Annotated in this window: 16 protein-coding genes; 9 read left to right on the forward strand and 7 right to left on the reverse strand. The window is 62.3% G+C overall.

Annotated elements, in window-relative coordinates:
* Positions 1–2 precede the first annotated feature (2 nt).
* Both VJ464_08955 and VJ464_08960 read left to right on the forward strand, forming a co-directional pair.
* Positions 3–2,216 (forward strand): caspase family protein, encoded by a 2,214-nt coding sequence (locus VJ464_08955; protein ID HKQ05246.1) that lies wholly within the window; start codon positions 3–5, stop codon positions 2,214–2,216.
* A 65-nt stretch (positions 2,217–2,281) separates the two neighbouring features.
* Positions 2,282–5,371: a hypothetical protein gene (locus VJ464_08960; GenBank protein ID HKQ05247.1), complete on the forward strand. Its 3,090-nt coding sequence runs from the start codon at positions 2,282–2,284 to the stop codon at positions 5,369–5,371.
* Here VJ464_08960 and waaF read toward each other — a convergent pair.
* The gene (gene waaF, locus VJ464_08965) at positions 5,350–6,462 is read right to left on the reverse strand and encodes a lipopolysaccharide heptosyltransferase II (GenBank protein ID HKQ05248.1); all 1,113 of its coding nucleotides are present in this window, start codon (positions 6,460–6,462) and stop codon (positions 5,350–5,352) included. The genes VJ464_08960 and waaF overlap by 22 nt on opposite strands.
* A gap of 51 nt (positions 6,463–6,513) precedes the next feature.
* Positions 6,514–7,545 (reverse strand): NDP-sugar synthase, encoded by a 1,032-nt coding sequence (locus VJ464_08970; GenBank protein ID HKQ05249.1) that lies wholly within the window; start codon positions 7,543–7,545, stop codon positions 6,514–6,516.
* Between the two features lie 196 nt (positions 7,546–7,741).
* Between VJ464_08970 and VJ464_08975 the strand changes: the two genes are divergently transcribed.
* The 6 genes from VJ464_08975 to VJ464_09000 all read left to right on the forward strand — a co-directional run bounded on the left by VJ464_08975 (position 7,742) and on the right by VJ464_09000 (position 15,528).
* On the forward strand, positions 7,742–8,923 hold the full coding sequence (locus VJ464_08975) for an acetyl-CoA C-acetyltransferase (GenBank protein HKQ05250.1): 1,182 nt from the start codon (positions 7,742–7,744) through the stop codon (positions 8,921–8,923).
* Positions 8,924–9,026: 103 nt separating this feature from the next.
* Positions 9,027–9,329: a DUF4062 domain-containing protein gene (locus VJ464_08980; GenBank protein ID HKQ05251.1), complete on the forward strand. Its 303-nt coding sequence runs from the start codon at positions 9,027–9,029 to the stop codon at positions 9,327–9,329.
* Positions 9,329–12,718: a P-loop NTPase fold protein gene (locus tag VJ464_08985; GenBank protein ID HKQ05252.1), complete on the forward strand. Its 3,390-nt coding sequence runs from the start codon at positions 9,329–9,331 to the stop codon at positions 12,716–12,718. Before VJ464_08980 ends, VJ464_08985 begins: the two co-directional genes overlap by 1 nt.
* Positions 12,719–12,828: 110 nt before the next feature.
* On the forward strand, positions 12,829–13,236 hold the full coding sequence (locus tag VJ464_08990) for an antibiotic biosynthesis monooxygenase (protein ID HKQ05253.1): 408 nt from the start codon (positions 12,829–12,831) through the stop codon (positions 13,234–13,236).
* Between the two features lie 7 nt (positions 13,237–13,243).
* Complete coding sequence (locus tag VJ464_08995) at positions 13,244–14,314, forward strand: cobalamin-dependent protein (protein ID HKQ05254.1); 1,071 nt, start codon at positions 13,244–13,246, stop codon at positions 14,312–14,314.
* Positions 14,314–15,528 (forward strand): HAMP domain-containing sensor histidine kinase, encoded by a 1,215-nt coding sequence (locus VJ464_09000; GenBank protein ID HKQ05255.1) that lies wholly within the window; start codon positions 14,314–14,316, stop codon positions 15,526–15,528. Before VJ464_08995 ends, VJ464_09000 begins: the two co-directional genes overlap by 1 nt.
* A gap of 36 nt (positions 15,529–15,564) precedes the next feature.
* Here the strand turns inward: VJ464_09000 and VJ464_09005 are convergent, their stop codons facing one another.
* The 3 genes from VJ464_09005 to VJ464_09015 form a co-directional block, all read right to left on the reverse strand.
* Positions 15,565–16,341 carry an arginine deiminase-related protein gene (locus VJ464_09005; protein ID HKQ05256.1) on the reverse strand — a complete coding sequence of 259 codons (777 nt, stop codon included), beginning with the start codon at positions 16,339–16,341 and terminating at the stop codon, positions 15,565–15,567.
* A 23-nt stretch (positions 16,342–16,364) separates the two neighbouring features.
* The gene (locus VJ464_09010) at positions 16,365–18,047 is read right to left on the reverse strand and encodes a neutral/alkaline non-lysosomal ceramidase N-terminal domain-containing protein (protein ID HKQ05257.1); all 1,683 of its coding nucleotides are present in this window, start codon (positions 18,045–18,047) and stop codon (positions 16,365–16,367) included.
* 107 nt (positions 18,048–18,154) lie between these two features.
* A complete protein-coding gene (locus VJ464_09015) occupies positions 18,155–19,756 on the reverse strand; it encodes a DolP-mannose mannosyltransferase (GenBank protein HKQ05258.1) in 1,602 nt (533 codons plus the stop codon).
* Positions 19,757–20,163: 407 nt separating this feature from the next.
* Between VJ464_09015 and VJ464_09020 the strand changes: the two genes are divergently transcribed.
* Entirely contained in the window at positions 20,164–23,433 is a 3,270-nt protein-coding gene (locus VJ464_09020; protein ID HKQ05259.1) for a TonB-dependent receptor, read from the forward strand.
* A 109-nt stretch (positions 23,434–23,542) separates the two neighbouring features.
* Here VJ464_09020 and VJ464_09025 read toward each other — a convergent pair whose 3' ends face one another.
* Together VJ464_09025 and VJ464_09030 are read right to left on the reverse strand one after the other, a co-directional pair.
* On the reverse strand, positions 23,543–23,941 hold the full coding sequence (locus VJ464_09025) for a hypothetical protein (GenBank protein ID HKQ05260.1): 399 nt from the start codon (positions 23,939–23,941) through the stop codon (positions 23,543–23,545).
* Between the two features lie 200 nt (positions 23,942–24,141).
* Positions 24,142–24,483 (reverse strand): hypothetical protein, encoded by a 342-nt coding sequence (locus tag VJ464_09030; GenBank protein HKQ05261.1) that lies wholly within the window; start codon positions 24,481–24,483, stop codon positions 24,142–24,144.
* Positions 24,484–24,499 lie beyond the last annotated feature (16 nt).

Consider the following 24,499-nt stretch of genomic DNA (forward strand, 5'->3'; position numbering starts at 1 on the left):
CGATGCGACGTACAATATTCATCATCACACTCGGATTGACGCTCTTTTTCACTGCGGTTGTGGCCAGCGCCCAGCGGCCGGGCAAACAAAAGCCGCGCCCGCAGCCCGCCGACCAGCCGGCGAAGGGCGCGCCGGCAGAAGCCAAACCCGCGCCCGCGAAGTCCGCCGCTAACGATCAATGGGCGCTGCTGATCGGCGTCAGCAACTATCCCGGCCAGATTCAAAAGCTGACCTACGCCAGCCGCGACGCGCACTCGATTAAGGACTTGCTTGCGAGCTCCGCCCGCTTGCCCGAAGATCACATTCGCCTGCTCACGGACGAAGGCCCCGCAGACGCCCGCGCCACCAAGCAGAACATTCTCGCGGCCATCGATAATCTGGCGACGCGCGTGCAGCCCAACCATCAGGTGATTGTCTTTCTGGCCGGCCACGGCATCGCCCGCGGCCTCGGCGCACAGGCCAAGAGCTACTTCCTGCCGGCCGACGTGGATGCGTCGTCGAAAGAGTCGCTTGAGCGCACAGGGCTTGATCTGGAAGAGCTGTCGCGGCGGCTCGGCAACCTGAAGGCTTCGCAGTTCACGATCTTCATAGACGCCTGCCGCGAAGACCCTTTCCCCGGTCGCGGCATCAAAGGCAACACCATGACCGACGTGATGGCGCGCGGCCTGCGCGTCACGCCATCGTCGGCACCGACGAACGGCGCGCCGCCGACTTCGGTGGTCTTTTACGCCTGTCGGGTTGGCGAGCGGGCTTTTGAAGACCCGAAGCTTGAGCACGGCGTTTTTACTTACTACATCCTCAGCGGCATTCGCGAGCTGGCCGGTCGCCCTGATGGCCGCGTCGAAGCGGGCACGCTGGCGGTTTACCTGCACGACAACGTGGCGAAGTGGAGTCAGGACTTTCAAGAGCGTGCCAAGTACCCGGCGGAGCAGACGCCGACCATGACGGCTACGGAAGTGCGCGGCCCCATCGTCATCGTCAAACTCGCAACGCCGACCAAAGATGTGCAGTCGCCGAGGAGCGGCACCGTCACGTTGATGACATCGCCCGCCGAAGCGGCCCTGACCCTGAACGGGCAGGCGCTTGGCGCGTCGCCGACGCAGAAAGAGCTGCCGCCGGGCGAATACACCGTGCGCGCCGAGCAGCAAGGCTTTCAGCCGGCGGAAACCAAAATCACCGTCGTTGCCGGCGTGCAGCAGGAAGTCACCCTGACCTTGAAGCCTGCCGCCGCAAGCGCCAGTTATGAAAAAGGCGTGAAGTTTGAAGCCGATCACCTGTGGCCGCAAGCCATCGCCGCTTACGAGATGGCTTTGCGCGAAGACGCCGGCTCGATGGCCGTCTACGAGCGGCTGGCGAATGCTTACCTCGAGAACGCGCGTTATCGCGATGCGGTTGATCTGTTGCAGACGGCCAGCGACAAGCTGCCGAACAACGCGCTGCTGCTGGCGCGGCGGGCGCGCGCCCTGAGCCGCTGGGCTAGTGTCGAGCCGACCGAAGACCTTTCAACGAACCCGCGCCCGTCGAAAGCCGCCAATCAAAAAGACGCCCGCAAAGAAGCGGTGAAGCTGGCCGAGCAAGCGGCGAAGATTGATCCCAACTCGGCGGCGGTGAATCTGGCGTTAGGTTATGCCTACGCGCTCGATCCGAAAGATCAGTCGAAAGCGAACGCCGCTTTCGTGCGCGCTTCGACAATCGCCCCCGAAGATGCCGAAGCTTACTATGGCGTCGGCTACACCTACCGCTTGTTGAAGCAGTACCCGCAGGCGATCCCGCAGTTGAAGAAGGCGCTACAGCTCAGGCCCGATTATTACGACGCGCACCGCGAGCTGGCTTACTGCTATCACGCGACCAACGACACGGACAACGCCATCCGCGAGTACAACACGGCGACCGGTTATCGCAGCGAGACGAGTAATTCGGGCGAGATGGCGGGCAATCACCTGGCGCTGTCGGCCTTGTATCAGGAGAAAGGCCAGCAGGTCGGCGGCAGCGAAGGCGAGCAGATTTCCGCGGCGGGCAAGGGCCACGAGAGCGAGGCGCGCGATTACGACCCGACGTTGAAAGCCGCCCTGCGCGTGCTGAACGAGAGCGGCCTGTCGTACCGCATGCAGAGTTACCTGCCGTCCGAGCTGCGCAACGTGATCGATACCAAAGGCGTGCGCGTGCCGATTCCCGGCGGCAACAAGATCAAGATTCCCTTCGGCAAAAAGCCATAATCCAAACTTGAACCGCCAAGACGCCAAGATCGCCAAGGGCCGCTTCTCTTGGCGATCTTGGCGTCTTGGCGGTTAATATCCTTGCGATGGCTGACGACCCGACCGGCGCTATCGAAGCGTTCATCAGCGCGCTGCCCGACCCGCAGGGGGCGCGCGCCTTCTGGGAGCGCCTGCAAGCAGTTCGTAAGCTGGATTACAATCGCGATTCGCTGCTGGCGTCGCGCCTGTTGACGCTGGCGGCGTACAGCCCGTTTCTGGCCGAAGACCTGCTGCGCCATCCTGAGCATATCGAGTGGCTGCGGCGCGAGGCCGAGAGCGGCTTTGATCGCGTCAAGACCCGCGAGCCGTTGGGGGACGAACTGGCGCGCTTCCTGATGCGCGCCTTCGACAGCGACGAGCGCATGCGGCTGGCGCGCTTCAAGCGCCGCGAGTTGCTGCGCATCTACCTGCGCGACTGCCTGAAAGTTGCGACGCTCGCCGAAGTCACCGAAGAGCTGTCGCACTTGGCGGACGTCATCCTCGGCCACGCTCTGGCGGTCGCTCATCAGGAGATGGCGAACCGGCACGGCGCACCGCTCACGCGTGACGAGCGCGGGCGCATTCAAACCGCCGAGCTGGCCGTCGTCGCTCTGGGCAAGCTCGGCTGCCGCGAATTGAACTACGCCTCGGACATCGACCTGTTCTTCCTGTTTGCCGGCGAGGGCCAAACCGCCGGCGATGGCCGCTCGCTAGAATCGGTCATCAGCAATAAAGCCTTCTTCAAGGGCGTCGCCGAGCGCATCACGCAGCTGATCGCCGGCCAGACGGCAGAGGGCGCGGCCTATCGCATAGACCTGCGGCTGCGGCCATACGGGCGCGATGGCGATCTTGTCTGGGAGGTCGAGCGCGCCGCCGACTACTACCGGCAGAAGGCGCAGAACTGGGAGCGCCAGGCGTTGCTGCGGGCGCGCGCCGCGGCGGGAAGCGAGACGCTGGTGGCGCATTTTCTCGATCTGGTGCGCGACGCCATCTTCACCGCCGCGCCGCGGGATTACGCCATGCAGGAAGTCCGGCGCGCCAAAGAGAAGATTGACCGCGAAGTCGCACGGCGCGGCGGCGGCTTTAACGTCAAGCTCGGCCGCGGCGGCATCCGCGAAATCGAATTCATCGCGCAAGCCTTGCAACTGCGGCACGGCGGCCATGAGCCCTGGGTGCGCTCGACACAGACGTTGATCGTGCTGGCGCGGCTGGCCGACAAAGGCTACCTCAGCGAAACCGAGCGCGCCCGCTTGAGCGCCGCCTACAGCTTTCTGCGCACAGTGGAACACCGCTTACAGATGGAGCATGGGGCGCAAACGCATGCGCTGCCGATGGCGCGCGAGCGGCTCCGGCTAGTGGCGCGGCGTTGCGGTTACTTGCAAAGCGCCGACGCGGCGGCAGAGCTGTTGCGCGACCTGGAGGCGCACACGTCCGCGGTGCGGGCGACCTATCAGCGCGTCTTTGCCGACGACGGCGCGGCACCGATTGTGGCAAAGGTTACAGAAGCGCCGCCGGCTCGCGAGATGGATGACGAAACGGCGCGGCTCGCCCGTCAGGCGGTCGCGGCGCTCGGCAGAGTTTCCGGCGCGCTTGGCTCGTCAGAGGAAGCAAGTGCTGAGGCGCGCGGCGCTGACGCTGCCGCCATCGAGCGTGCCGTGGTCGCGGCGCTCGACCTGGCGATCAATCCGCTACGCTCGCTGCGCAACCTGTCGGCGTGGGCCGAATCCTGCGCCACCTTTCTGCGCGACCGCACCGCCGCGAGCGCCGCGCCGTTCGACTTCGATGATTTAATCGAGCGCTTGCTGCCGACTCTGAGCAGCCAGTATCTTGCCAACCTGCTGATTGCCCGCCCGATGCTTGCCGACGCGCTTGGCGAACAGTCGCCACGCGACGCGGCCGCCTTTTATCAACTCATGCGCCGGAGTATTGCCGACGACAGCAGCCCGGCGGCCAAGAGCGACGCGCTGCGCCGCGCCTGGCTCCGGCAAGTGCTGGCCATCGGCTACAACGATCTCGTTGTCAGTGGCCGGTTGCCGGTTGCCAGCGAATTCCGGCTGACAACCGGCGACCGGCCACCGGCCACTGATTCATTGCGCGTGAATAACCTTACACAAACGGCGCTCGCCGAAGCGAGCTTGCGGCTGGCCGTCGAGATCGCTCTGGAATCGCTCGGCGTCAAGCCGCCGCCTTCTGTCGCGCAAGAAAACGAAGCCTCGAACAGCGAGCCGTCCCCGGCCCCCGGCCCCCGGCCCCCGGCCCCTGACTTGCCCTTCGCGATTCTCGGACTTGGAAGGCTCGGCCATGCCGGGATGGATTATGGCTCGGACATGGATTTGCTCGTCGTCTTTGATGACGCTGACGCGTGGCCGCCCGCCGTGCTGGCTTCAAACGCGGCATTAAAGACGGACGAGCTGCCGCACGAGTTTTATGCGCGCTTCACCTCAGAGCTGGTGCGCGTGCTGGCCTCGATCACGCGCGAAGGCTTGCTCTATCGCGTAGACCTGCGCCTGCGCCCCGAAGGCAAGAACGGCGCGCTGGCACAGGGACTGAATGGGCTGGTGGCTTACCTTACGCATCGCGCTTCGGCGTGGGAGCATTCGGCTTACCTGAAGGCTCGCGAGGTGGCTGGCGACCCGGCATTCGGGGCGCGCACACGGCAGGCGCTCTGCGAAGCGTGCTTCGCGGCGGCGGCGCGCAACGCCAATCTCAAAGACGAGCTGGCAGCGATGCGCGAGCGCATTCAGGCAGAGAAAGCGCGCGGCAGCCAGGTGAACGTTAAGTGGGGGCGCGGCGGCATGACCGATGTGTATTTTGTCACGCGCTATCTGCAACTCAGCGAGCGCATCGATTACCCGCCCGCGGAAGGCACGGCGGCGCTCATCCGCCACCTGGGCGAGCGCGGCGCGCTGGACGCGGCATCAACCGAGGCGCTGTTTGCGGGCTACACCTTCTTGCGCCGGCTCGATCACTGGATGCGGCTGTTGCTGGATCGCCCGACGCCCGTACTGCCGGCCTCGCACGTTGCCTTGAACGACCTGGCGCGGGCGCTCGGCATCGCCTCGCTCGACGCCTTCGAGCAGCAGTTGGCGCATCATCTGGCGGCGATTCGCGCCGTCTATGACCGCGTGTTTGCCTGAATCGAATCGGTTAAGTTTTGCGTCGCCTGATAAACATCGGCGACCGTGACGCGCGTCATGCAGCGATGGTCAATCGGGCAATCGCGCAGCATGCAGGGCGAGCATTCGACCGGGTGGCGAACGACTGTGGCAAGGTCGGCGAGCGGGCGCGTGGCGAAATCTTCGGTCGGCCCAAAGATGGTGACGGTCGGCACATGGAGCGCCGCCGCGACGTGCGCCGCGCCGGTGTCGTTCGAGATGACCAATGCCGCGCAGGCCAGCACGGCTTTCAATTCGGCCAGACTGGTGCGGCCCGTAAGGTCAGCGACTTTCGAGCGCATCTGAAGGGCGACGGCCCGCGCCGCCTCGCGGTCGCCCGCCGTGCCGACGATGATCGTCTGAAAATCGTCACGCTCGTTTAACTGGTCGGCGGTCGCCGCGAAACGTTCCGGGGGCCACTGCTTGGCGCGGCTGTTGGTGGCGCCGGGATTGAGCGCGATCAATCGCCGGGTTGGATCGATCCCGGCGGTTTCAAGAATCTGTCGGGCATGCGCGCGCCCGGCTTCGCCGACGCGCAAGGCGGGCTGCGCGTCGAGATCAACATGACTCTGGCCGGTCATCTGTTGTTCGACTTGCGCGGCGATGTTGAGATAATAGCGAACCTGATGGCGGCGCTTGAAGTCGGCTTCAAAGCCAATCGCCCGCGTCAACAGTAAGCGGCGCGTGTCGGTCGCATAGCCGACAATCTGCTTTGCGCCGGCGGCGCGGGCCGCCACCGCCGCGCTGAACGAATTGGGCAGCAACACCGCCATATCAAATCGCTCGCGCCGCAGCCGTCGGGCTTCGTGGAAGAATTGCCGAGTCACCTCGAACGGGCCACGCGCCTCGGTCACCGTGATCAAGTCGTCGGCAAGCGCTTCGCCCTCGAACAATCCCGCGACCCGTGGATTGGCGACCAGCACGATGCGCGCTTCGCTAAAGATGCGCCGCAACTCGCCGAGCGCCGGCAGCGCCATCACCGCATCGCCGACCCAGTTGGGCACGCGAATCATCAGCTTCGCGGGTGTCTGGTGCCGGGTGTCGGGTGTCGGGTGTCGCTGCTGTTCATTCATCGCTTCGTATCATAACTTAAAGATCAACTCCCAACACCCGACACCCGATGCCTAAACCTGGCTGTAATCCGTGATGACCGATTTATCGCCGAGCGCGGCATGGCCTTCGACCATAACGGCGCGACCAATGTGACAGCCCTTGCCGACGAGCGCGCCGCTCAGTGTTGCCTGCGGGCCGATGCGCGTGCCGCCGCGGATAACTGAATTCTCGATGCGGGCGCGCTCTTCGATATAGCAGTTGCGGCTGACCACCGAGTTGATGACCTGCACGCCGGGTTTCAGCGTGCAGGATGGGTCAACCACCGACCGCGCGTCAATCTCTGCCGTAGTGTCGAACTTCTCGCCGCGCACGGCAGGCAGCCTGTCTATGAGTTTCAGCTTGCCGTCCAGCACATCCATGTTGGCCTGCCAATAACTCGGTCCCGTGCCGACATCGCGCCAGTAGCCGCGCCAGATGTAACTGTAAAAGGCTTCGCCGGCTTCAAGCAGCTTGGGGAAGACGTCGTACTCGAACATAAACGGCTCGCCTTCGGGAATGTACTCCAGGACGCGCGGCTCCAGAACGTAGATGCCGGCGTTGATCGTGTCGGCGGTGACTTCTTCAGGCCCCGGCTTTTCGACAAAGCGCCGGACGCGCCCCGCGTCATCGGTTTCGACGAAGCCATATTCGGTCGGGTTCGGCACCGGCGCGAGCACAATAGTGGCCGTCGCCTGACGCTCGCGGTGCTGTTGGATGACTTCGTTCAGATCGATATCGGTCAGCACATCGCCGTTCAAAACGACCGTGGTTTCACTGATGAGACCGGCGGCATGGCGGAACGCCCCCGCCGTGCCGAGCGGCGAGGCTTCGACCGTGTAGCTGATGCGGACGCGATGGTCTGTGCCGTCGAGTAGCTTGTCTTCAATCTTCTGCGGCTGATAGGAGAGCGACAGGATGACGTCGCGCACCTCGGCCCGCTTGAGCAGCTCTAGCTGATAGATCAGCAGCGGGCGATTGGCGATAGGAAGGATTGGCTTCGGCGTATGCATGGTCAGCGGGCGCAGGCGCGTGCCTTTGCCGCCCGCCAGTATCAATGCTTGCATGAAAGATCAATGCTCCTGTCTGGATATACGGTCTCGCAATTAAGCCAAAGTGTAGCACCGCCGCGCGCCCGCTGACAAACAGGCCGCCACCGCGCGCCAGCCAAGTTGATGGCAGGGCTCGCGGGGCTGTGGGATAATGGCTAGCTGGGATACAAGACGGCTTTTTACAACATCGCTCTTTTGAAAGGAAAGGCTTATGGCAGACGCAGTCATTTTGGCGGGCGCGCGCACGCCTGTCGGCAAATTCATGGGCGCGCTCTCAGGCTTCAGCGCCGTTGAGCTTGGACGGCTCGCGGCGCGCGCGGCTATCGAGCGCGCCGGCATCTCGCCGCAGATCATCAACGAAGTCATCATGGGCAACGTCGTGCAAGCCGGCAACGGTCAGAACCCTGCGCGACAGGTGGCGCTCGGCGCAGGCATCCCTGACGCGGTCGGCGCTCTGACGATCAACAAGGTCTGCGGCTCAGGGCTGAAGGCGGTGATGCTGGCGGCCAACGGCATCAAGGTCGGCGAGATCGAAGCGGCGGTCGCCGGCGGCATGGAATCGATGACCAACGCGCCTTACCTGTTGAAGAAAGCGCGGCAGGGCTATCGCATGGGCAACGGCGAGCTGATCGATTCGATGATCGGCGATGGCCTGTGGTGCGCGTTTGACGATTGGCATATGGGCTGCACCGGCGAAGTCGTCGCCGAACGCTTCAATGTGACGCGCGCCGAGCAGGACGAGTACGCCTTGAACTCGCACCGCAAGGCGGTGGCGGCGATCAAGGAAGGCCGCTTTGACGCCGAGATCGTCCCCGTCGAGATTCCGCAGAAGAAAGGCCAGCCGCTCGTGGTGCGCGCCGACGAAGGGCCGCGCGAAGACACGTCGCTCGAAGCCCTGGCGCGACTGAAGCCGGCGTTTAAGCCGCAAGGCGGCACGGTCACCGCCGGCAATGCGCCGGGCGTGAATGACGGCGCGGCGGCGCTCGTCGTCACTTCCGACGAGCTGGCGCGCAAGCTCGGTCGCAAGCCGATGGCGCGCATCGTCGCGCAGGCGACCAGCGGCGTTGAGCCGAAGCTGGTGATGATGGCCCCGATCACGGCGATTCAACTCACGCTGGAGCGCGCCGGCTGGGACCTGGCCGATGTCGATTTGATCGAGCTGAACGAAGCCTTCGCCGTGCAGGCGGTGGCGATCACACGCGAGCTGGGCATTGACCCGGCGCGCTTGAACGTCAACGGCGGCGCGGTGGCGCTTGGGCATCCGATTGGCGCGAGCGGCGCGCGCATCCTGGTGACACTGCTCTACGAGATGCAGCGGCGCGGCGCGCGGCGTGGGCTGGCGGCGCTCTGCCTGGGCGGCGGCAATGCGGTGGCGATGGCCGTCGAGCGATAAGCCGGCAACAACCTGCCTCTGAATGGACGGCGAAAATCCGCCGTCCATTTTTAAAGTTATGATAAAGTACACGGGCCCTAGCCCATCCTGGGAGGTCTGTGTAATGGCCGAAAAAACGCCCACCGTCGCCATCAGCGTCACCCCTGATCTTGTTGAATACCGTAACCTGATCCTGATCCTTTGCCAGGAGATGGGCTTGCAACCGGTGGTGACGGATATGTTTTTTGCGATAGAGGGCACCCTGTCGCCAGTGATCGACGAGGCCGATATTTATCTGGGCATCATTGGCCGGGAGTACGGCCCTGTGCTTGGGAGCTCTGCCATATCGCGCGTCGAGATGGAGTACAACCAGGCCGCCAGGCGCGGTATCCCTTGTTTCATTTTTATGATGGAGGAGGCAGCCTGATGCCACAAGATGATAGCGCGAGCAGGCTGCAAGCCTTCAAAGCGCGGCTCCGCACCGAGCAGCAAGTCCGGGTCTTTACGGGGCCTGAAGACCTGCAAGCACAGGTCGCCGCCACGCTCGAAGCCCATCTCAAGCCAGCCTCCAAAGGCAATCAGGCCGACCCGGTAAATACAACGGATTATCTGCTGACGGGCGCGGCGGAATCGGGCCTCAGCTATGCCGCGCGCTTCGCCGAGCAAATAACCGGCAATGCGCGCTCGATAGATTCCGTCCTGTTGTTGGCCGGGTTCCTGGTTCGTGTCCAAATGGCCGGCGAGCCGCGCAATACCTCGCAGTTCGTTCTAAAGTATTTGCGCGACCATCGCCACAATCCGCCGACCACGGAAACCATTCCAGCCGGCCCGATCATTTTACTGGGACTCAACTCGCGTTACGGGATCAGCTACGTGCCGACCCAGGACGTGGGGATAAACTGGGAACCGCTGCTTTCCGACGAATCGCGAAGCGTCATTGCCGTCGCCGCCGATTATGTAAAGAAGACCTCTGCCAGCACCCACCCGCTTCCAAATCAGGTGCATACGCGGCATCTGATAGCGGCGCTAGTCGCGGGCGCCGGCTCGACCGGCCCCTTTGCCGTGCAGGCGTTGTTGGCCGGGTTGTCTTATGATCTCAACGACCTGCGCCAGAAGCTCTGTGCTTTCATCGAATCGGCGTTGTTCAATGATGACCGTGAAGCCTGGCGGCAGATTTTGCTGACCTCGTCAGAGTCGTCGTCGGAGTCGTTACAGGATTTGCCGCTTGCCGGCTACATCGCCGACGCGCTTGAGAACGACGACCGCACCGAGATCAAAGATCAGCTCGATATTACCGACGAAGTCAACGCGCTGTGCGCCGTGATTATGGCCGAGAACGTGAAGCCGCCGTTGTCGCTCGGACTGTTCGGCGATTGGGGCACCGGCAAGAGCTTCTTCATGAATAAAATGCGCAAGCGGATCGCTGAGCTGGAAGCGGAATCGGCGCGCGCCGTCGCCGAAGGCAAGCCGACCGCCTTCTGTTCCAACGTCGTGCAGATTCCGTTCAACGCGTGGCACTACATCGATGACAATCTCTGGGCCAGCCTGGTTTCGCGAATCTTCGACGGGCTTTGCGACGAGCTGACGGACGTGCCGACAAAACCGGTAGTAGACCGCGAAGAGTTGTTTAAGCGATTGCAATCGTCTCAGGAGTTCCTCGCCGAAGCGACGCGCAAGAAGGCCAGCGCCGAAGCGATCAAGGCAAAAGCCGAAAGCCATCTCGATAAGGTGAAGGAGGAGCGCGAGCAGGCGAAAAAGAAAATCGCCAAGGAGCAAGCGCAATTTGAGCAAGCGAAAATCGATCTCGCGGAGGTGAAAGAACAGCATCAGCAAGCGAAAATCGATCTCGCGGAGGTAAAGGAGCAGCAAGCCAAACAAGACTTCTCTGAGGTGCGCCCAACCGACGTGCTGAAAAGCGTCCTGGAGGATGAAGGGACCAGGAAGAAATTGACCGATGCGGCCAAAGAACTGGGGCTGCCGGCGGCGCAGGAGAACGTCGGTGAGCTGATTGAAGTGGCCAGGAATGTGCGCCGCCTCGGCGGTCGCCTCCGGGTCTTTGGCCGATGGTTAATCGCCGGGCCGAATCGCACGCGAAGGATCATCGTGGTGATCGCCTTACTGGTGTTGCCGGTTCTGATTGTTTCGGGAATTGATCGGCTGATCGCTTCACCGCAGGTGCAGGCGGTGGCGAAATGGCTGGGGCTGGCGGTCACGGCGCTCGCCGAGTTCCTGGCCTGGCTCAAGCCCTGGTACGCCAAAGCCAAAAAGGCCATGTCGAAAATGAACGCGGCAGGTAAAGAGGCTGAGAATTTAGCTGCTCAACAGCAGAAGGCGCAAGCCGAGGAGCTTACCAAAAAGCAGAAGGAGCAAACCGACGAGCTCGCCAAGAAGCAGAAGGAGCAGGCCGAAGAACTCGCCAAACGACAGCAGCAGGTCGAAACGCTCGCCAGCCAGGTTGACGAGCTGCGCCAGGAAGAGCTGGCGGCGCAGCAAGCCTATGAACTGGCCGAGCAGGAGGTCGCCAGGCTGCAAGAGGAGATCAATGAGATTCAGGCCGGGCGGCGCTTGCGCAAATTCATTCGCGAGCGGGTTGATAGTTCAGATTATCGCAAGTATGCCGGAATCATCTCGCTGATTCGCAACGATTTTGATAAATTAAGCGGCCTGCTCAGAGAGGCCAGCGACGAAAAGCGCGGCCCCGGTCTGCCGCGCATTGATCGCATCATTCTCTACATCGATGACCTTGACCGCTGCCCGGCAGATCGCGTCGTCGAGGTTTTGCAAGCTGTCCATTTGCTGCTGGCCTTCCCGCTTTTCGTCGTGGTCGTCGGCGTCGACTCGCGCTGGATGCTGCAAGCGTTAAAGAAGCACTACGCGGAATTCCTCGGCTACAGCGGCGACGAATCCGGGTTTGCCGATGGCGACATGAGCAGTTGGACTTCGACGCCGCATAATTATCTGGAGAAGATTTTCCAGATTCCCTTCACCTTGCGACGCATGGGCCCGAAGGGGTTCGAGGGGCTGGTTCAAAGCCTGCTGCCGGTGCGGGCGCAAACCCCATCGCAAACGCACTCCGGTACATCCAATCCGCCGCCGTCGCCGCCATCACCGGGGCAGGAGCATCAGGCCGCACCGCCGCCGCCACCGCTAGGCCAGGCGCCGCCGCCCACGCCGCCGCAACAGCCAGGGCAAACACCGCCGCCCACGCCACAGCGGCAGCAAGCCCAAACGCCGCCGCCCGCGCCGCCCGCGAGTCGCATTAACATGATGCCGCCGAATCTCGCCATCGAGCCGTGGGAGCTGGAAGACATTCAGAAGCTCTCATCGATGATCTCATCACCGCGCGCCGCCAAACGCTTCATCAACATCTACAGGCTGATTCGCGCTTCGCTGAAAACGCGCGAGCTGGCCGCTTTCGTCGGCAGCAACGAGCGCCGCGGCGAGTATCAGGTGGTGCTGATTCTGCTTTCCATCCTGACGCGCTTCCCGAACAAGGCGAGCGAAATCTATGTCCATCTGCTCAAGCGTGAGGCGACGGATTGGCGGCAACTGCTCGATGACTTAAAGCCGCGCGCCAGCGGGACGAGCTACGAGAATGTCGTAGACGCAACGATAGACATTACGGAGTATCCGATCTGGCGGACGGTTTATGAAGGCTTGACCCGAATCAGCAACTTGCTCAACATGCATTACCCCATCGAGAGGTTTGCCTACTGGACGCCGCGCGTCGCGCGCTTCTCGTTCCAATCGGGCCGCGTGATCGCGACGTTTGGCGAGGATTCGCAGAACGGGCAGAAGACCGCCGCCCCGGCCTAGCGCCACTAGGCGGGCCGCCCGGCGATTGCCCTTGTCGCCGCTTACTTGTCACCGGTCACCTGCCGTTTTAATATGCTGAAGGACGCGAAACTTTAACCCGAGTAGAAATTATGGGCGATCAGGATGCCGCCTTCAGCACCCCGGTTGATCTTCCTTCAGATCAACCGTTTAGCGAAACCGCAGGTGATGCTGATCCGCTCTTGCCGCAGGCGCGAAACGTATTCGTTGCTCTGAGCCAATTTACAATCGCTAATAACATGGTGGCCGAGGTCAGGCAGGCTTTTCTTAATCGCCCGCATCTGGTTGACCAGGCGCCGGGCTTTTTGCGCATGGAAGTCATCTCGCCTGTGGAGTCGCCCGAAGAGATCTGGCTGCTGACGTACTGGACGGACGAAGCCAACTTTCGCGCCTGGCATCACAGCCACCAGTACCGCGAGTCGCACGGCCAGATTCCCAAGGGCTTGAAGCTGATGCCGAAAAGCGCCCGGCTGCGGTTCTTCGAGCGCCTCTGCTCATAAGTGCGCCATGCAGGAATTGCCACAAGAGACCAGCCGCTTCATTGACGGGCGCAGCCAGGCGCTGGCCGAAGCCATGACGGCGCGCCAGTATGCGGTGATGCCGGAGCTGGCCGCCCGCTACGGCGAGCCCGGACGCGCCAAGTGCCTACAGGACGCGCTCTATCATTTGTCGTATTTGTCGCAATCCATCGCCGCCGGGCGGCCCGCTTTGTTTGCTGACTATGTCCAGTGGGCCAAAATCATGCTTGCCGGGCGCGGCATTCCTGCCGAAGACCTCGCCACCAACCTCGCTTGTATGCGGGAGGCGCTCGAGCAAGTCTTGCCGCCACCTATGGCGGCGCTGGCCTGCGGCTACGTTGAAGCGGGCGAGGCGGATTTGCCGCACTCCGCTTCGACCGCCGCGTCGTTCATCGCTGACGGCGCACCCCTGAGCGATCTGGCGCGTGCTTATGTCAGCGCCTTGCTCGACGGCGACCGCCAGCGCGCCAGCCGGTTGATCCTCGAAGCCGTCGCCGGCGGCGTCAGCGTGCGCGATGTTTATCTACAGGTGTTCCAACCCTCGCAATATGAGATTGGGCGATTGTGGCAGATGAACACGGTCAACGTCGCGCAAGAGCATTATTGCACCGCCGCGACACAGCTCATCATGTCACAGCTTTATCCCTATATTTTTACGAACCGGAAGCACGGCTGGCGGCTGGTCGCCGCCTGCGTCGGCGGTGACCTGCACGAGATCGGCGTGCGCATGGTGAGTGACCTGTTCGAGATGGACGGCTGGGACACGTTTTATCTGGGCGCCAACATGCCCGCGGCGGGCATCATTCAGACGCTGGCGGCGCAGCGCGCCGACGTCCTTGCCATTTCGACGACGATCAGCACCTATGTAAAGAATGTTACCGAATTGATCAGCGCCGTGCGGCATGCGAGCGAAACCGCCCGCGTCAAGATTCTGGTCGGCGGCTATCCTTTCAACATCGCCGCCGACCTGTGGCGGCAGATTGGCGCAGACGGCTACGCGGCAGATGCCGCGGACGCGGTCGCAGTCGCCAACCGCATGATGAACAAGGAGCGTCTGTGATGAGCGCCGCCAAGACGCCAGCCGGGATTGCATTGCTGTGCGACGCGCAGGGCACCATCCTCGAAGTCGTGCGCGACGAGCTGGGCCTCGGCGAGCGGCTCGCGCCGGGGCAATCGTTTACGGACCTCCCCGATGGCGAAAGCCGCGAAAAGGCCCGCCTCTTTCTCGCCACTCTCCGCTATCAGGGGGCCGCTTTCGACTGGGAACTGAACGTGGGTCTCGGCGAGCGTCTCGGCGTGCTCCACTTCGCCGGCGGGCGCACCGGCGACCGCATGTTGATCGTCGGAGCGGCTTCGCCATCGGCGGCGGCGCGCGTTTATGAAGAGCTGATGAAGATTAACAGCGAGCAGGTGAACGTGCTGCGCTCGGCGGTCAAAAACCTCTACTCGGAGGTGCGCCAGTGGCAGGAGCGCGACAGTCACATCTATGAAGAGTTCAGCCGCGTGAACAATGAGCTTGCCAATGCGCAGCGCGAGATGGCCAAACAGAATGTCGAGCTGGCGCGCTTGAACGAGCAGAAGAACCAGTTCATCGGCATGGCGGCGCATGATCTTAGGAATCCGCTATCGGTGATACTGAATTTCAGCCAGTACCTGCTGCGCGACGAAAGCAAGCCGCTCGCGCCGCAGCAGCGCGAGTTCATCGCCATCATCGAGCGCAACAGCAAGTTCATGCTCAACCTGATCCACGACATTCTGTCATTGAGCCGCATCGAATCGGGCCGCCTGCATCTCGATTTGCAGTCGGTTGACCTGGCGGCGCTGGTGGCTGCGAACGTCCATCTGAACCGCGTGCTTGCCGAAAAAAAGAAGATACACCTCGGCTTCAAGGCGGATGCTGACCTGCCGCCGATCCTGCTCGACGCCGCGAAGATCGAGCAGGTCATGAATAACCTGATCTCCAACGCGCTCAAATTCTCTCACCCGCATCGCACGGTCGAAGTGAGTGTCACCCGCACGGTGGATACGGTGCAGATTGCGGTGAAGGATGAAGGGCAGGGCATTCCCGCCGGCGAGCTCGACAAGATTTTTAAGCCCTTTGAAAAGACGAGCGTCAAGAGCACGGACGGCGAGCAGAGCACCGGCCTGGGGCTGGCCATCGCCAGCCGCATCGTCGAAGGCCACGATGGGTGGATCGCGGTCGAAAGCGAAAGTGGTCACGGCTCGACCTTCACGGTGATGCTGCCAATACGCGCACAGACGCACAGCGCTTAGGGCACCGGCCAGCAATCGGCTAACGTCGGACTTTTATCACCGCGCCGGCACCGTGAAGATGATGCTCTTGCAGGTGACGCCGCCTTCGGCCTTCTGAAACTCGGAAACGTCAACCGCACAAACCTTCAGGCCGCGCCGTTCGAGTAATGCAATCGTCCGCGGAAAGGCGCTCGGCAGAATCACGGTTTCCCCAATCAACAAGGCATTAGCGGCTCCTGGCTCAGTCGCCGGTACATCAACTAAATCAAAAGCCGCGAACGGCGCTGCGTCAATCCAATCGCGGTTGATGAGCAGCGTGTTGTGGCCGACCTGCGTGCAGGCGCTCTTGAGGTGCAGGCAGCCCGTCACTTCAACGCCCTGGACTTCATAGCCAAAGGGCGCGAGATGCGCGCCGAGTTGCGCGACACCTGCTTGATTCGTGCGGCGCGTTAAGCCGACGAACAATTGCCGCCCGACGCGCAGCACATCGCCGCCATCGAGCGTCGCCGGCGCTTCGAGGTGACGCAGCGGGCGATAAGCCGCCAGAGCTACAGCTACGCTCCTGGTCTCCGGTCGGCGGCTCGCCGCGCCCATCAACGGAATGACCGCAAGCTCATCAACCACGATGGCCGCGTCTTCGACAAAGACGGCGTCGGGCAAGTCCGGCTCCGCGGGCAAACGGACGACTTCGACGCCGAGGCCGCGCAAAGCGTTTTCATAAGCGTGATGCTGCGCCGCGGCCCTGGCTACGTCTATCGGCTGCTGCTCATGAAACGTCAGCTCGCAATCATTGATGCTCGGACTGACGGAACGGGTCAGGGCGATCAACATCATATTCTCCGCGCTTTCTTCACGCTTCACTTCTTCCGGCAGGCTTCCGCATCCACCGGCTTGCCGTCGAGCAGCGCCGCCGCCGCGCAGGCCCACAGCGGCGCGAGAAGGGAACTCGCCGAGTTGGTTTCGTGATAATGATTCGGCACGCCTTTCGCCTTGCACGGGTCTTGCGCCTGGCTTGCACCGCTCAGCCCGTAGGCCGGCGGCAGGAAATCATAACCCGGCACGATGTAGCCAAGCTCGTCGGGGCAGAGGCCGATGATGAACTTATACTTCTTCGTCATGCGCTCGCGCACGGCGGGCTCCGCCGGTCGTTTGGTGTCCGCCTCCGTACAGTCCTGCCTCTTGTAATGTTCAACACCATAGAAGACTTCGGGGAACAGCTCGCCCGGCGTCGTGATCATCTGCGCGTCGCCGAGCGTGATGGCGTAGATGGTCGTTTCAATCTCAACCTTCTGTCCCGCCTGCGGCGCAGGGATGGTGTCGAGGACGCTACGGCCTGCGAGGAACAGATACCCTTGATTGTCCATCGGCGCGCGCAAAGTGGCTTTGCGAATGTCGAGTGTGGCGACCGGGCTCATCTCGCCGTGATCGAGCGCCGCGAAGACCGCTTTCGCCACGTCGCGCCCGATGGCTTCGGTGCGCTCAAAGGTATAAACCGGGCGGTTGCTGTTGGCGGTAAGCGGATACTCTTTGCCGTCAAACGTGGTGCGGTCGTGGTTCCGGTTGTTCGAGTCGCCGATGATTTCGACGGCGCCGATGTCGCCGCTGACATAAATCGCCGTGCCGCCATATTGCTTCTCGACCGCCTCGCGCACGGCGTGCGGGAAGTCCGATGTCAGCACGGTGTTGCGACTCTCCATGCTTTCGGGATGCGTGTTCCAGTTGATGAAGGTGGCGATGACGCGGTCGAGCGTGCTGCGCGTCGCGTCGAAGAATTGCATCACCCGCATCTCTTCGTCATAGAAGGCCGGCGGGCGGCCATGCGTGCGCGTCTGCATGCCGGCGATGGCCGGCGACGCTTGCGCTGTCGTCATGCCGAGCTTCATCACCGCGGGCCGCGTCGCTTGCGCCGCCTGGTTCACCGCTTTAGCGATCTGCCGGTCAATGAAGCGCAGGTAGCGGGGAAACTTGCCATCGCTCAACGGGTTCACGCCCCACGCGCCGATGGTGTCCGGCCCTTCGTGGTTGTGCGTGCTGGTGATGAGGATGTCGCTGACGCCGAGGCGCGGGTCTACGAGTTTCTGCACTTCGCCGAGGCCATAATAATTCGCCTTGCTGTAGTAGCCGATCAGGTCGAGCGCGACGATGGCAATCTTAGCGGCGCCCGATTCGATGACGATGGCGCGCGCCCAGAGGTCGTCATGTTTGCCTGTGGCGATGCGGTTGTCGCCAAAGCCTGCGAGAAAGACGCCGTCGTACTTGCCTTTCGATGAGGCATCGAGCGCGTCGTTCGCCGAGTCGTCAACGAAGGCTTCGCCGGCGTCCCAGCGGCCATTGTGATTCGCATCCGTGAAGCGCTCGCCCCAGACGCCCGACTCGGTGACCGGGCCATCCCAATCCGGGTTGGTTCCGAAGGGAGTGATCGGCAGCGCGGCGATGCCGACTTTCAGGCTGTTCTTGACCGGGCGCGGGCCAGCGGCCAGCGGCAGCGCCGGCAAACCGGCGAGCAGGATCACAATGGCGAAGACAAGTCGTTTTTGCATGGCGTTCCTCCAAATCAGAAATGATGAAGTATGAATGATGAATGATGAACAGCCGGAGCTCGTGCCATTGCAGTGAGCCGCCTTTCCCTTAATTCATCATCCATCATTCATCGTTCATCATTGGGCTGTTGCTTGCGAACGTAGATGTCATAGCCGACAATCGGCAGCTTGTCGTACTTCTGGGCGACCCATTGTTCAAGGTCGACCGCCTGCGAGATGTTACGCAGGCGTGATAGCGCGACCAGCTTCGGCGCGGCGGCTTCCATCTCGGCGATCATCGTTTGCACCGAGCCGCCATACTTCTTCGCCGCGATGTAGTCGGCTTTGTTGCGATCCCAGAGAATATACGGATTCAGGTTCGGCCTGTTGGTCATCACCAGCAGCTCCAGCGTGCCATGCACGTAGACCTGATCGTCGGGGCCGAGGCGGTCGTAGGCGAGCTTTAACTGCTGCTCCTGAATCTTCAACGTCCATTCCTGCATTCTGAAGGTCACGGCGCGGCCTGCGCTCAGGATGAGTAGCAGCAGCAGGGCCGCCGCCGGCAGCCGCTCGACCCAACGGCGCAGCGCCGGCTTCGATTGCGCCAGCCGGCTGGCTTGCAGGCGGGCGGCGGCTGCGGTAATCAGCCAGCCGGCAAAGAGACCGACGAACGGGAAGAACGGCAGGAAATCCGGCCCCGATTGGAAGTTGATCAGGCAAAAACCGAGGTAGACGCCAGGGGCGATGACCAGGGCGTCTCTGAACAAGTCGGGTGATTGTAGCGCCGCCTTCAAGGGCCGCCTGGCGCGCAGGCGCTCGCCGGCGAACCCAATCAACCCCAGAAGCGCCAGGATCACCCAGACGACGTCAACTCGGAAAATGCGTAGCGTCACCGTCCACAGGTGCGCCAACATATCGCCCAGGCTGCGCAGCTCTGCCGGCGCGTAGACGTTGAAGTTGTAAGCGACCGTCCAGGTCCAGAGGTCCGCGAGCGCGCCGACCGCATAAAAGTAGGCAACCACGAGCGCCAGCGGCAGCAGCGCCCCGGCTACGACCTTCAAGGCTCGTCGGTCGCGCCAGCTCGTCAGGTAGCGCGAGAAGATCAAGAAAGCGACGCCGGCGAACAATAATCCCGGCTGCCAGCACAGGCAACTGAGCATGGCGCTGACGCCGGCCCAGAAGGGGCGGTCGCCGGCGATCAACAACAGCGACAGCATGCCGAAGAAGATCATTGTCAGCTTCGGCTGTGTGCCGCCTTCGACCCAGCTGACGAAGTGATAAGAGGTCAGCGGAAAGAGGCAGGCCATGAGCGCCGCCATGCGCCGGCGCAGGTAGGCTTCGCCCACCAGGTAGATAACCGCCGACAGCGCCGCCGCCATCAGCACCTGCATGACGCGCACGGCCATCACATCGCGCAGGCCGACCGCCTGGCCCAGCCACATGGCCAGGGCGCTCAGGTAAGCGCTCGCCGGCCCCTTGATCTCGACCACATCGCGGTAAGGAATCTGGCCGCGCCGGATGGCTTGCGCGACGTAGTCCCAGATGGCCGCGTCACCGACTTCCATCTGGACAAACAGCCGCCACGCCAACAGTGTGAGCAGGCTGAATGCAAAGACGGCGAGCGCCACCGAGCGCACGGCGGCGGTCTCTGTAAGCTGTCGCCAGAGGGCTCGGAGGCGGCCCCTGGCGGTGGTCGCGGCGGCTGAATGGTGCCTTGAGATTTGCTGCATAGTCGGAGGTCGGGCGGCAAATTCTACATCAGCGTTTTGCGCCATGTCGAGCTTGGCCCGGCGCGCGCGCGATTGGCGCCGCCGAGCGGGCGGGCGCAGGGGTTTGGCGTTCGTCCCACGGCAGGCCGGCTTTGTCAAAAACTCCTTGACAAGTTTGCGGAAAAAAAGAATGATATGCGCGTCCACGGCTCTCTTATAGCTTGTTAATCAATCGTCTTTTTTTTAGTCGGGCAGCGTGATGACCTGCCCCTCTCGGCCTAATATCGCGAGGCTGGTCTTGAGCAATGCGTCGTCGAGGCATGCTTGAAAAAGAGCGCATATCGCAAGCAGTGGCTGCCCATTGCCGCATCGGCCCGGTAGGAAATAGGCGACCTTACCCGCTCACAGGAATTGAAAGGAGACGAAGTATGCGAATTAAGTGCAAACGCTTGCTGCTGGCTGTCATGGTGACAATGCTCGTAGCAAACCTGGCCTTACCAGTCCTGGCGCAAAATCCGACCGGCGCGATTCGCGGCACCGTCACCGACCCGCAGGGGGCTATCGTCCCCAACGCGACCGTCACCGTGACCAATAAAGCGACTGGCGAGAGCCGCAAAATCAGTACCGGCAGCGATGGCATCTATGCCGTCGAAAACCTGTTGCCCGGCGATTATGAAGTGAAGATCGAGGCGCAGGGCTTCTCGACGCAGGTGATCACGGCGCCGGTGCAAGTCGGCAACACCACCAACGGCGACGCCGCGCTGCGCGTCGGCACCAAAGAAGAGATCGTCGAGATTCAAGCCGAAGCGCCGCAGATCGACAAAACCAATTACAAGATTGACGGCGTCATCGGGCGGCAGAAGATCGATGCCCTGCCGCTCAACGGGCGCAACTTCTTGCAGCTCGCATCGCTGGAGCCGGGCGTCGGCGTGACGACCAAGAATCCCGGCTCGCAGAACAACCTCTTTAACGTCTCGATTGGCGGCGCCAATTCGGCGCTCACCCGGCTGACGGTTGACGGTGGCAGCATCCTCGACCCGGTCTGCGGTGGCGCGGCGCAAAACTTCTCGACCGAGACGATTCAGGAATTCCAGATTTCCACCTTCAACTTTGACCTCTCGACCGGCATCACCTCTGTGGGCGCCATCAATATCGTCTCGCGAACCGGGAGCAACGACCTGCATGGCAGCGCGTTCCTCTTCTTCCGCGACCATAGCCTCTCGGCGCTGCCGACCTACTTCCGCCCGAGCCGCAACTTCGACCCGTTCTTCCGCCGCTACCAGTACGGCGGCAGTTTGGGCGGCCCGATCAAGAAGGATCGCGCCTTCTTCTTCGGCAACTACGAGCGGTTGGATCAGACATCGGCCATCAGCACGGTCGTCACCGGCTTTCCGGGCTCGTCGGCGTTCAACAACGTCACCACCAGCCCGTACAAAGGCAACCTGGTCAACGTGCGCGCCGACTTCAAGATCAACGACAAGATGAATGCCTTTGTGCGCTACAGCCATGATGACAACGATGTCTTCGCGCCGGACACGGACAACACCCTGCCGTCGAACTGGCGTGTCAATTCGAGCAACGATGACAACATTCAAGGGTCGCTGACGCGCATCTTTACGCAGAACCTGGTCAACGACGCGCGCTTCAACTTCCAGCACATCGTCAATGACGAGTCGATTCCGACCGCTGCCGACTGCCCGCCGTCGAATATCGGCTGCATCGGCCTGGGCGGCCCGCAGATCCGCGTCGCCGGCAGCAACTTCCGCGCCGGCAATACGGTCAACGCGCCGCAGAATCGCGATCTCAAGCGCTATCAGTTCACCGACAACCTGAACTGGGTGAAGGGCTCGCACCGCTTCCGCTTCGGCGGCGAATACGAGCACAACTATGGCACGGGCGCGTGGGCCTTCCTCGACCCGGCGCTGGTCGTCGTGCATAACCCGACGACGATAGTCGGCGTCAACCAGTTGGTCGCCGCCAACGTCAACGCGCTGCCGCTGCCGGCGCCGGTTAAGGCGGGGATCATCGCCGGCCTGACCATTCCCATCCCGTCGGTCTTCTTGACGGGCGGGACGCCGACGCTTGCAGACATCCTCAACCTGCCGGTGGTCGCAGGCAACTCGGGCGGCACCACCATCCCGCTGGTCGGCATCGGCGACCCGTCGCAGCCGCCGCCGTTCCAGACCGACATTGCCCGCCAGAGCAACCGCGGGCGCTTCTACGCGCAGGATTCCTGGCTCGTGAAGCCCGGCTTTACCTTCAGCTTTGGCGCCTCGTACCAGTACGAGACCAACCTGCAAAACCATGACCTGGCCAAGCCGGCGTTGCTCGCGCCGCTGCTCGGCTCGACCGGCAAGCCCGGCAAAGACAAGAACAATATCGCGCCGTCGTTCGGCTTTAACTATGACGTCGGCAACAAGGGCAAGACGATCATCCGCGGTGGCGCCGGCATCTATTACGACACCGTGCTGTTCGTGACCCGCCTGCGCGAGCGCTCGGCTATTGGCCCCATCGGCAATGGCCGCTCGCAAATCGCCGGGACCTTCTTCCAGAACACCATCGCGTTCCCGCAGATTCCCGGTCTGCCGTCGCCGCTCAACCTGATCAACGTGCCGCTGGGCGCGCCGATCTTCTTCGGGTTGTTCCCGACCAAGCTGACGGGCGCCAACTTCATCACCATCCGCAACCAGCAGGTGCCGGTGATTGAAAACACGCTGCGGTCGCTCGGCACGTCGGGCCTGACCAGCATTGACTTCTTCAAGACCGGCACCGACATCCTCGACCCGAACCTCGAGGTGCCGTTCTCCGAACAGGTCAGCCTCGGCGTACAGCGCCAGCTAACGTCGAACATGACGGTCTCCGCCGACTTCGTTTTCCGTCGCCTGATGCACACCTTGCAGCAGTACGACGCCGAATACTTCAGCCGCCCGGCGGCAACCGGCGGCCCGATCATCCGTCCTTGCACGTCGGCAGAAGCCTTTAACCCGGCGATCCAGTGCGCCAATGGTCCGGTCGGCGTCATCAAGAGCATCGGTCGTGACGACTACCGCGCGCTGCTGGTGAAGCTCGACAAGCGCTTTGCTAACCGCGTCCAGTTCACCGCCAGCTACGCGCTGTCCAGTTACAAAGGCTTCCCGTTCGTTGATTTCAACAACCTGTTCGGCCATTACACCTACCAGGACGCGGACGTGCGCCACCGCTTCACCTTCAGCGGCGTCTTCGATCTGCCGTGGAATTTCCAGGCTTCGCTGATCGCCTTTTTCCAGAGCAAGCCGCCGCTGTCGGCAAGACTTTCGGACACCATCGACGTCAACGGCGACGGCGTCGGCGGCGACCCGCTGCCGGGCGTCGAACTGAACTCGCTCAACCGCGGCACCGACCGCGAGGAGTTCTTGCTGAAGCTCGGCCAGTTCAACGCCACTCAGCCGGCCAGCTCGCAGATCATCATCCCGGCGAACTTCCGCTTCGGCGATAACTTCCAGTCGGAAGACATTCGCATCACCAAGACCTTCAAGTTCCGCGAGCGCTGGCAGCTTCAAGGATTCTTCGAGGTCTTCAACATCTTCAACATCTCGAACCTGACCGGCTATGGTCAGACGCTGGGCTCCGGCTTCGGCGTGCCGACGGGCCGCGCCGGCCAGAACTTCGGCACCGGCGGGCCGCGTGCCATCCAGCTCGGCGGTCGCTTCCAGTTCTAAGCGGCGGTCGGACGAGAATAAAAAGCGCGCCGGGCTAGGATTAGCCCGGCGCGCTTTTTTAGTTTAAGGCGGCCGTGCGCCCGTCAGGCGACAGACGCGGCGCGCTGAATCACTCGGCGCCGGTGATGGCTTGAATCTGTAGCTGCAAGCGCCGCAGGTTGGCTTGCTCTTCGGGCGGCAGCCTTAGCTCGCTGTGTGAGCGCACCGCAAAGGCGGCTTCTTCCTGCCGCAGGCGTTCGAGCTTAACGTAGAGCGTAAAAAGGTAGCGCCGCGCGGCTTCGACCTGGCGCTCGGCGTCGGCCTCGCGGCCCTTCAATTCCTGTATAGCTTTGTCCATCGCGAAGACGCGAGATTGCAGCTTCACCAGCTTATTGATGTCGCCGGTGTCGCGGATCTTCCGCTCGACGGCCTGCATCTGCTGGCGCTCGCGCTGACGGTCTTCGAGGACGGCGCGCGTCTGTAACAGCTTCGCCTCCATCTCTTGCAACGTGGCTTCAGCTTTCGCCAATTGACTATTGTGATGGCTATTGCGTGGCAGCATAACGATCCCTGGGCGCGGCTCCCTTGCTCGTTGAATGGGTTATGTACCGGTTGTGCGACAGTAGGGGCAGTCTTCCAAGAGAGTAGAGCGAAGCGGCTGAGGATGCAAGAGTATTTGCAGCAGGCGGCAGGAGGAAGCCGAAAAACGGCTGAGAAGACTGACAAAACTCAGGAAGCGGCGCGCCACGCTTTGAACTCAAGCCGCAGATCATAAAGCTCGGAGGCGAAGGTGTACAGGTCACGCGCCATCCGGTCAAGTTGCTGTGCCTGTCGCGCTTGTTCTCCTTTGATCGCCGTCACGTCATCTTCAATTCGGCCCACTCGCGTTTGCAGATCGCCAATCTGAGTTTGCAAATCGCCAACCTGAGTTTGCAAATTCCCAACCTGAGTCTGCAAATCGCCAACCTGCGTCTGAATGCCTTTCAGCATATCCACGATGGTTTCAAGCGTCGGTTGGGTATTGCTATTTTCCATTAGCGGTATCTTAAACCTGGAGTGGAAAGCCGTCAATGACTTTTAAGTCGTT

It is taken from the genome of Blastocatellia bacterium (assembly GCA_035275065.1).
Lineage (GTDB): Bacteria > Acidobacteriota > Blastocatellia > UBA7656 > UBA7656 > DATENM01.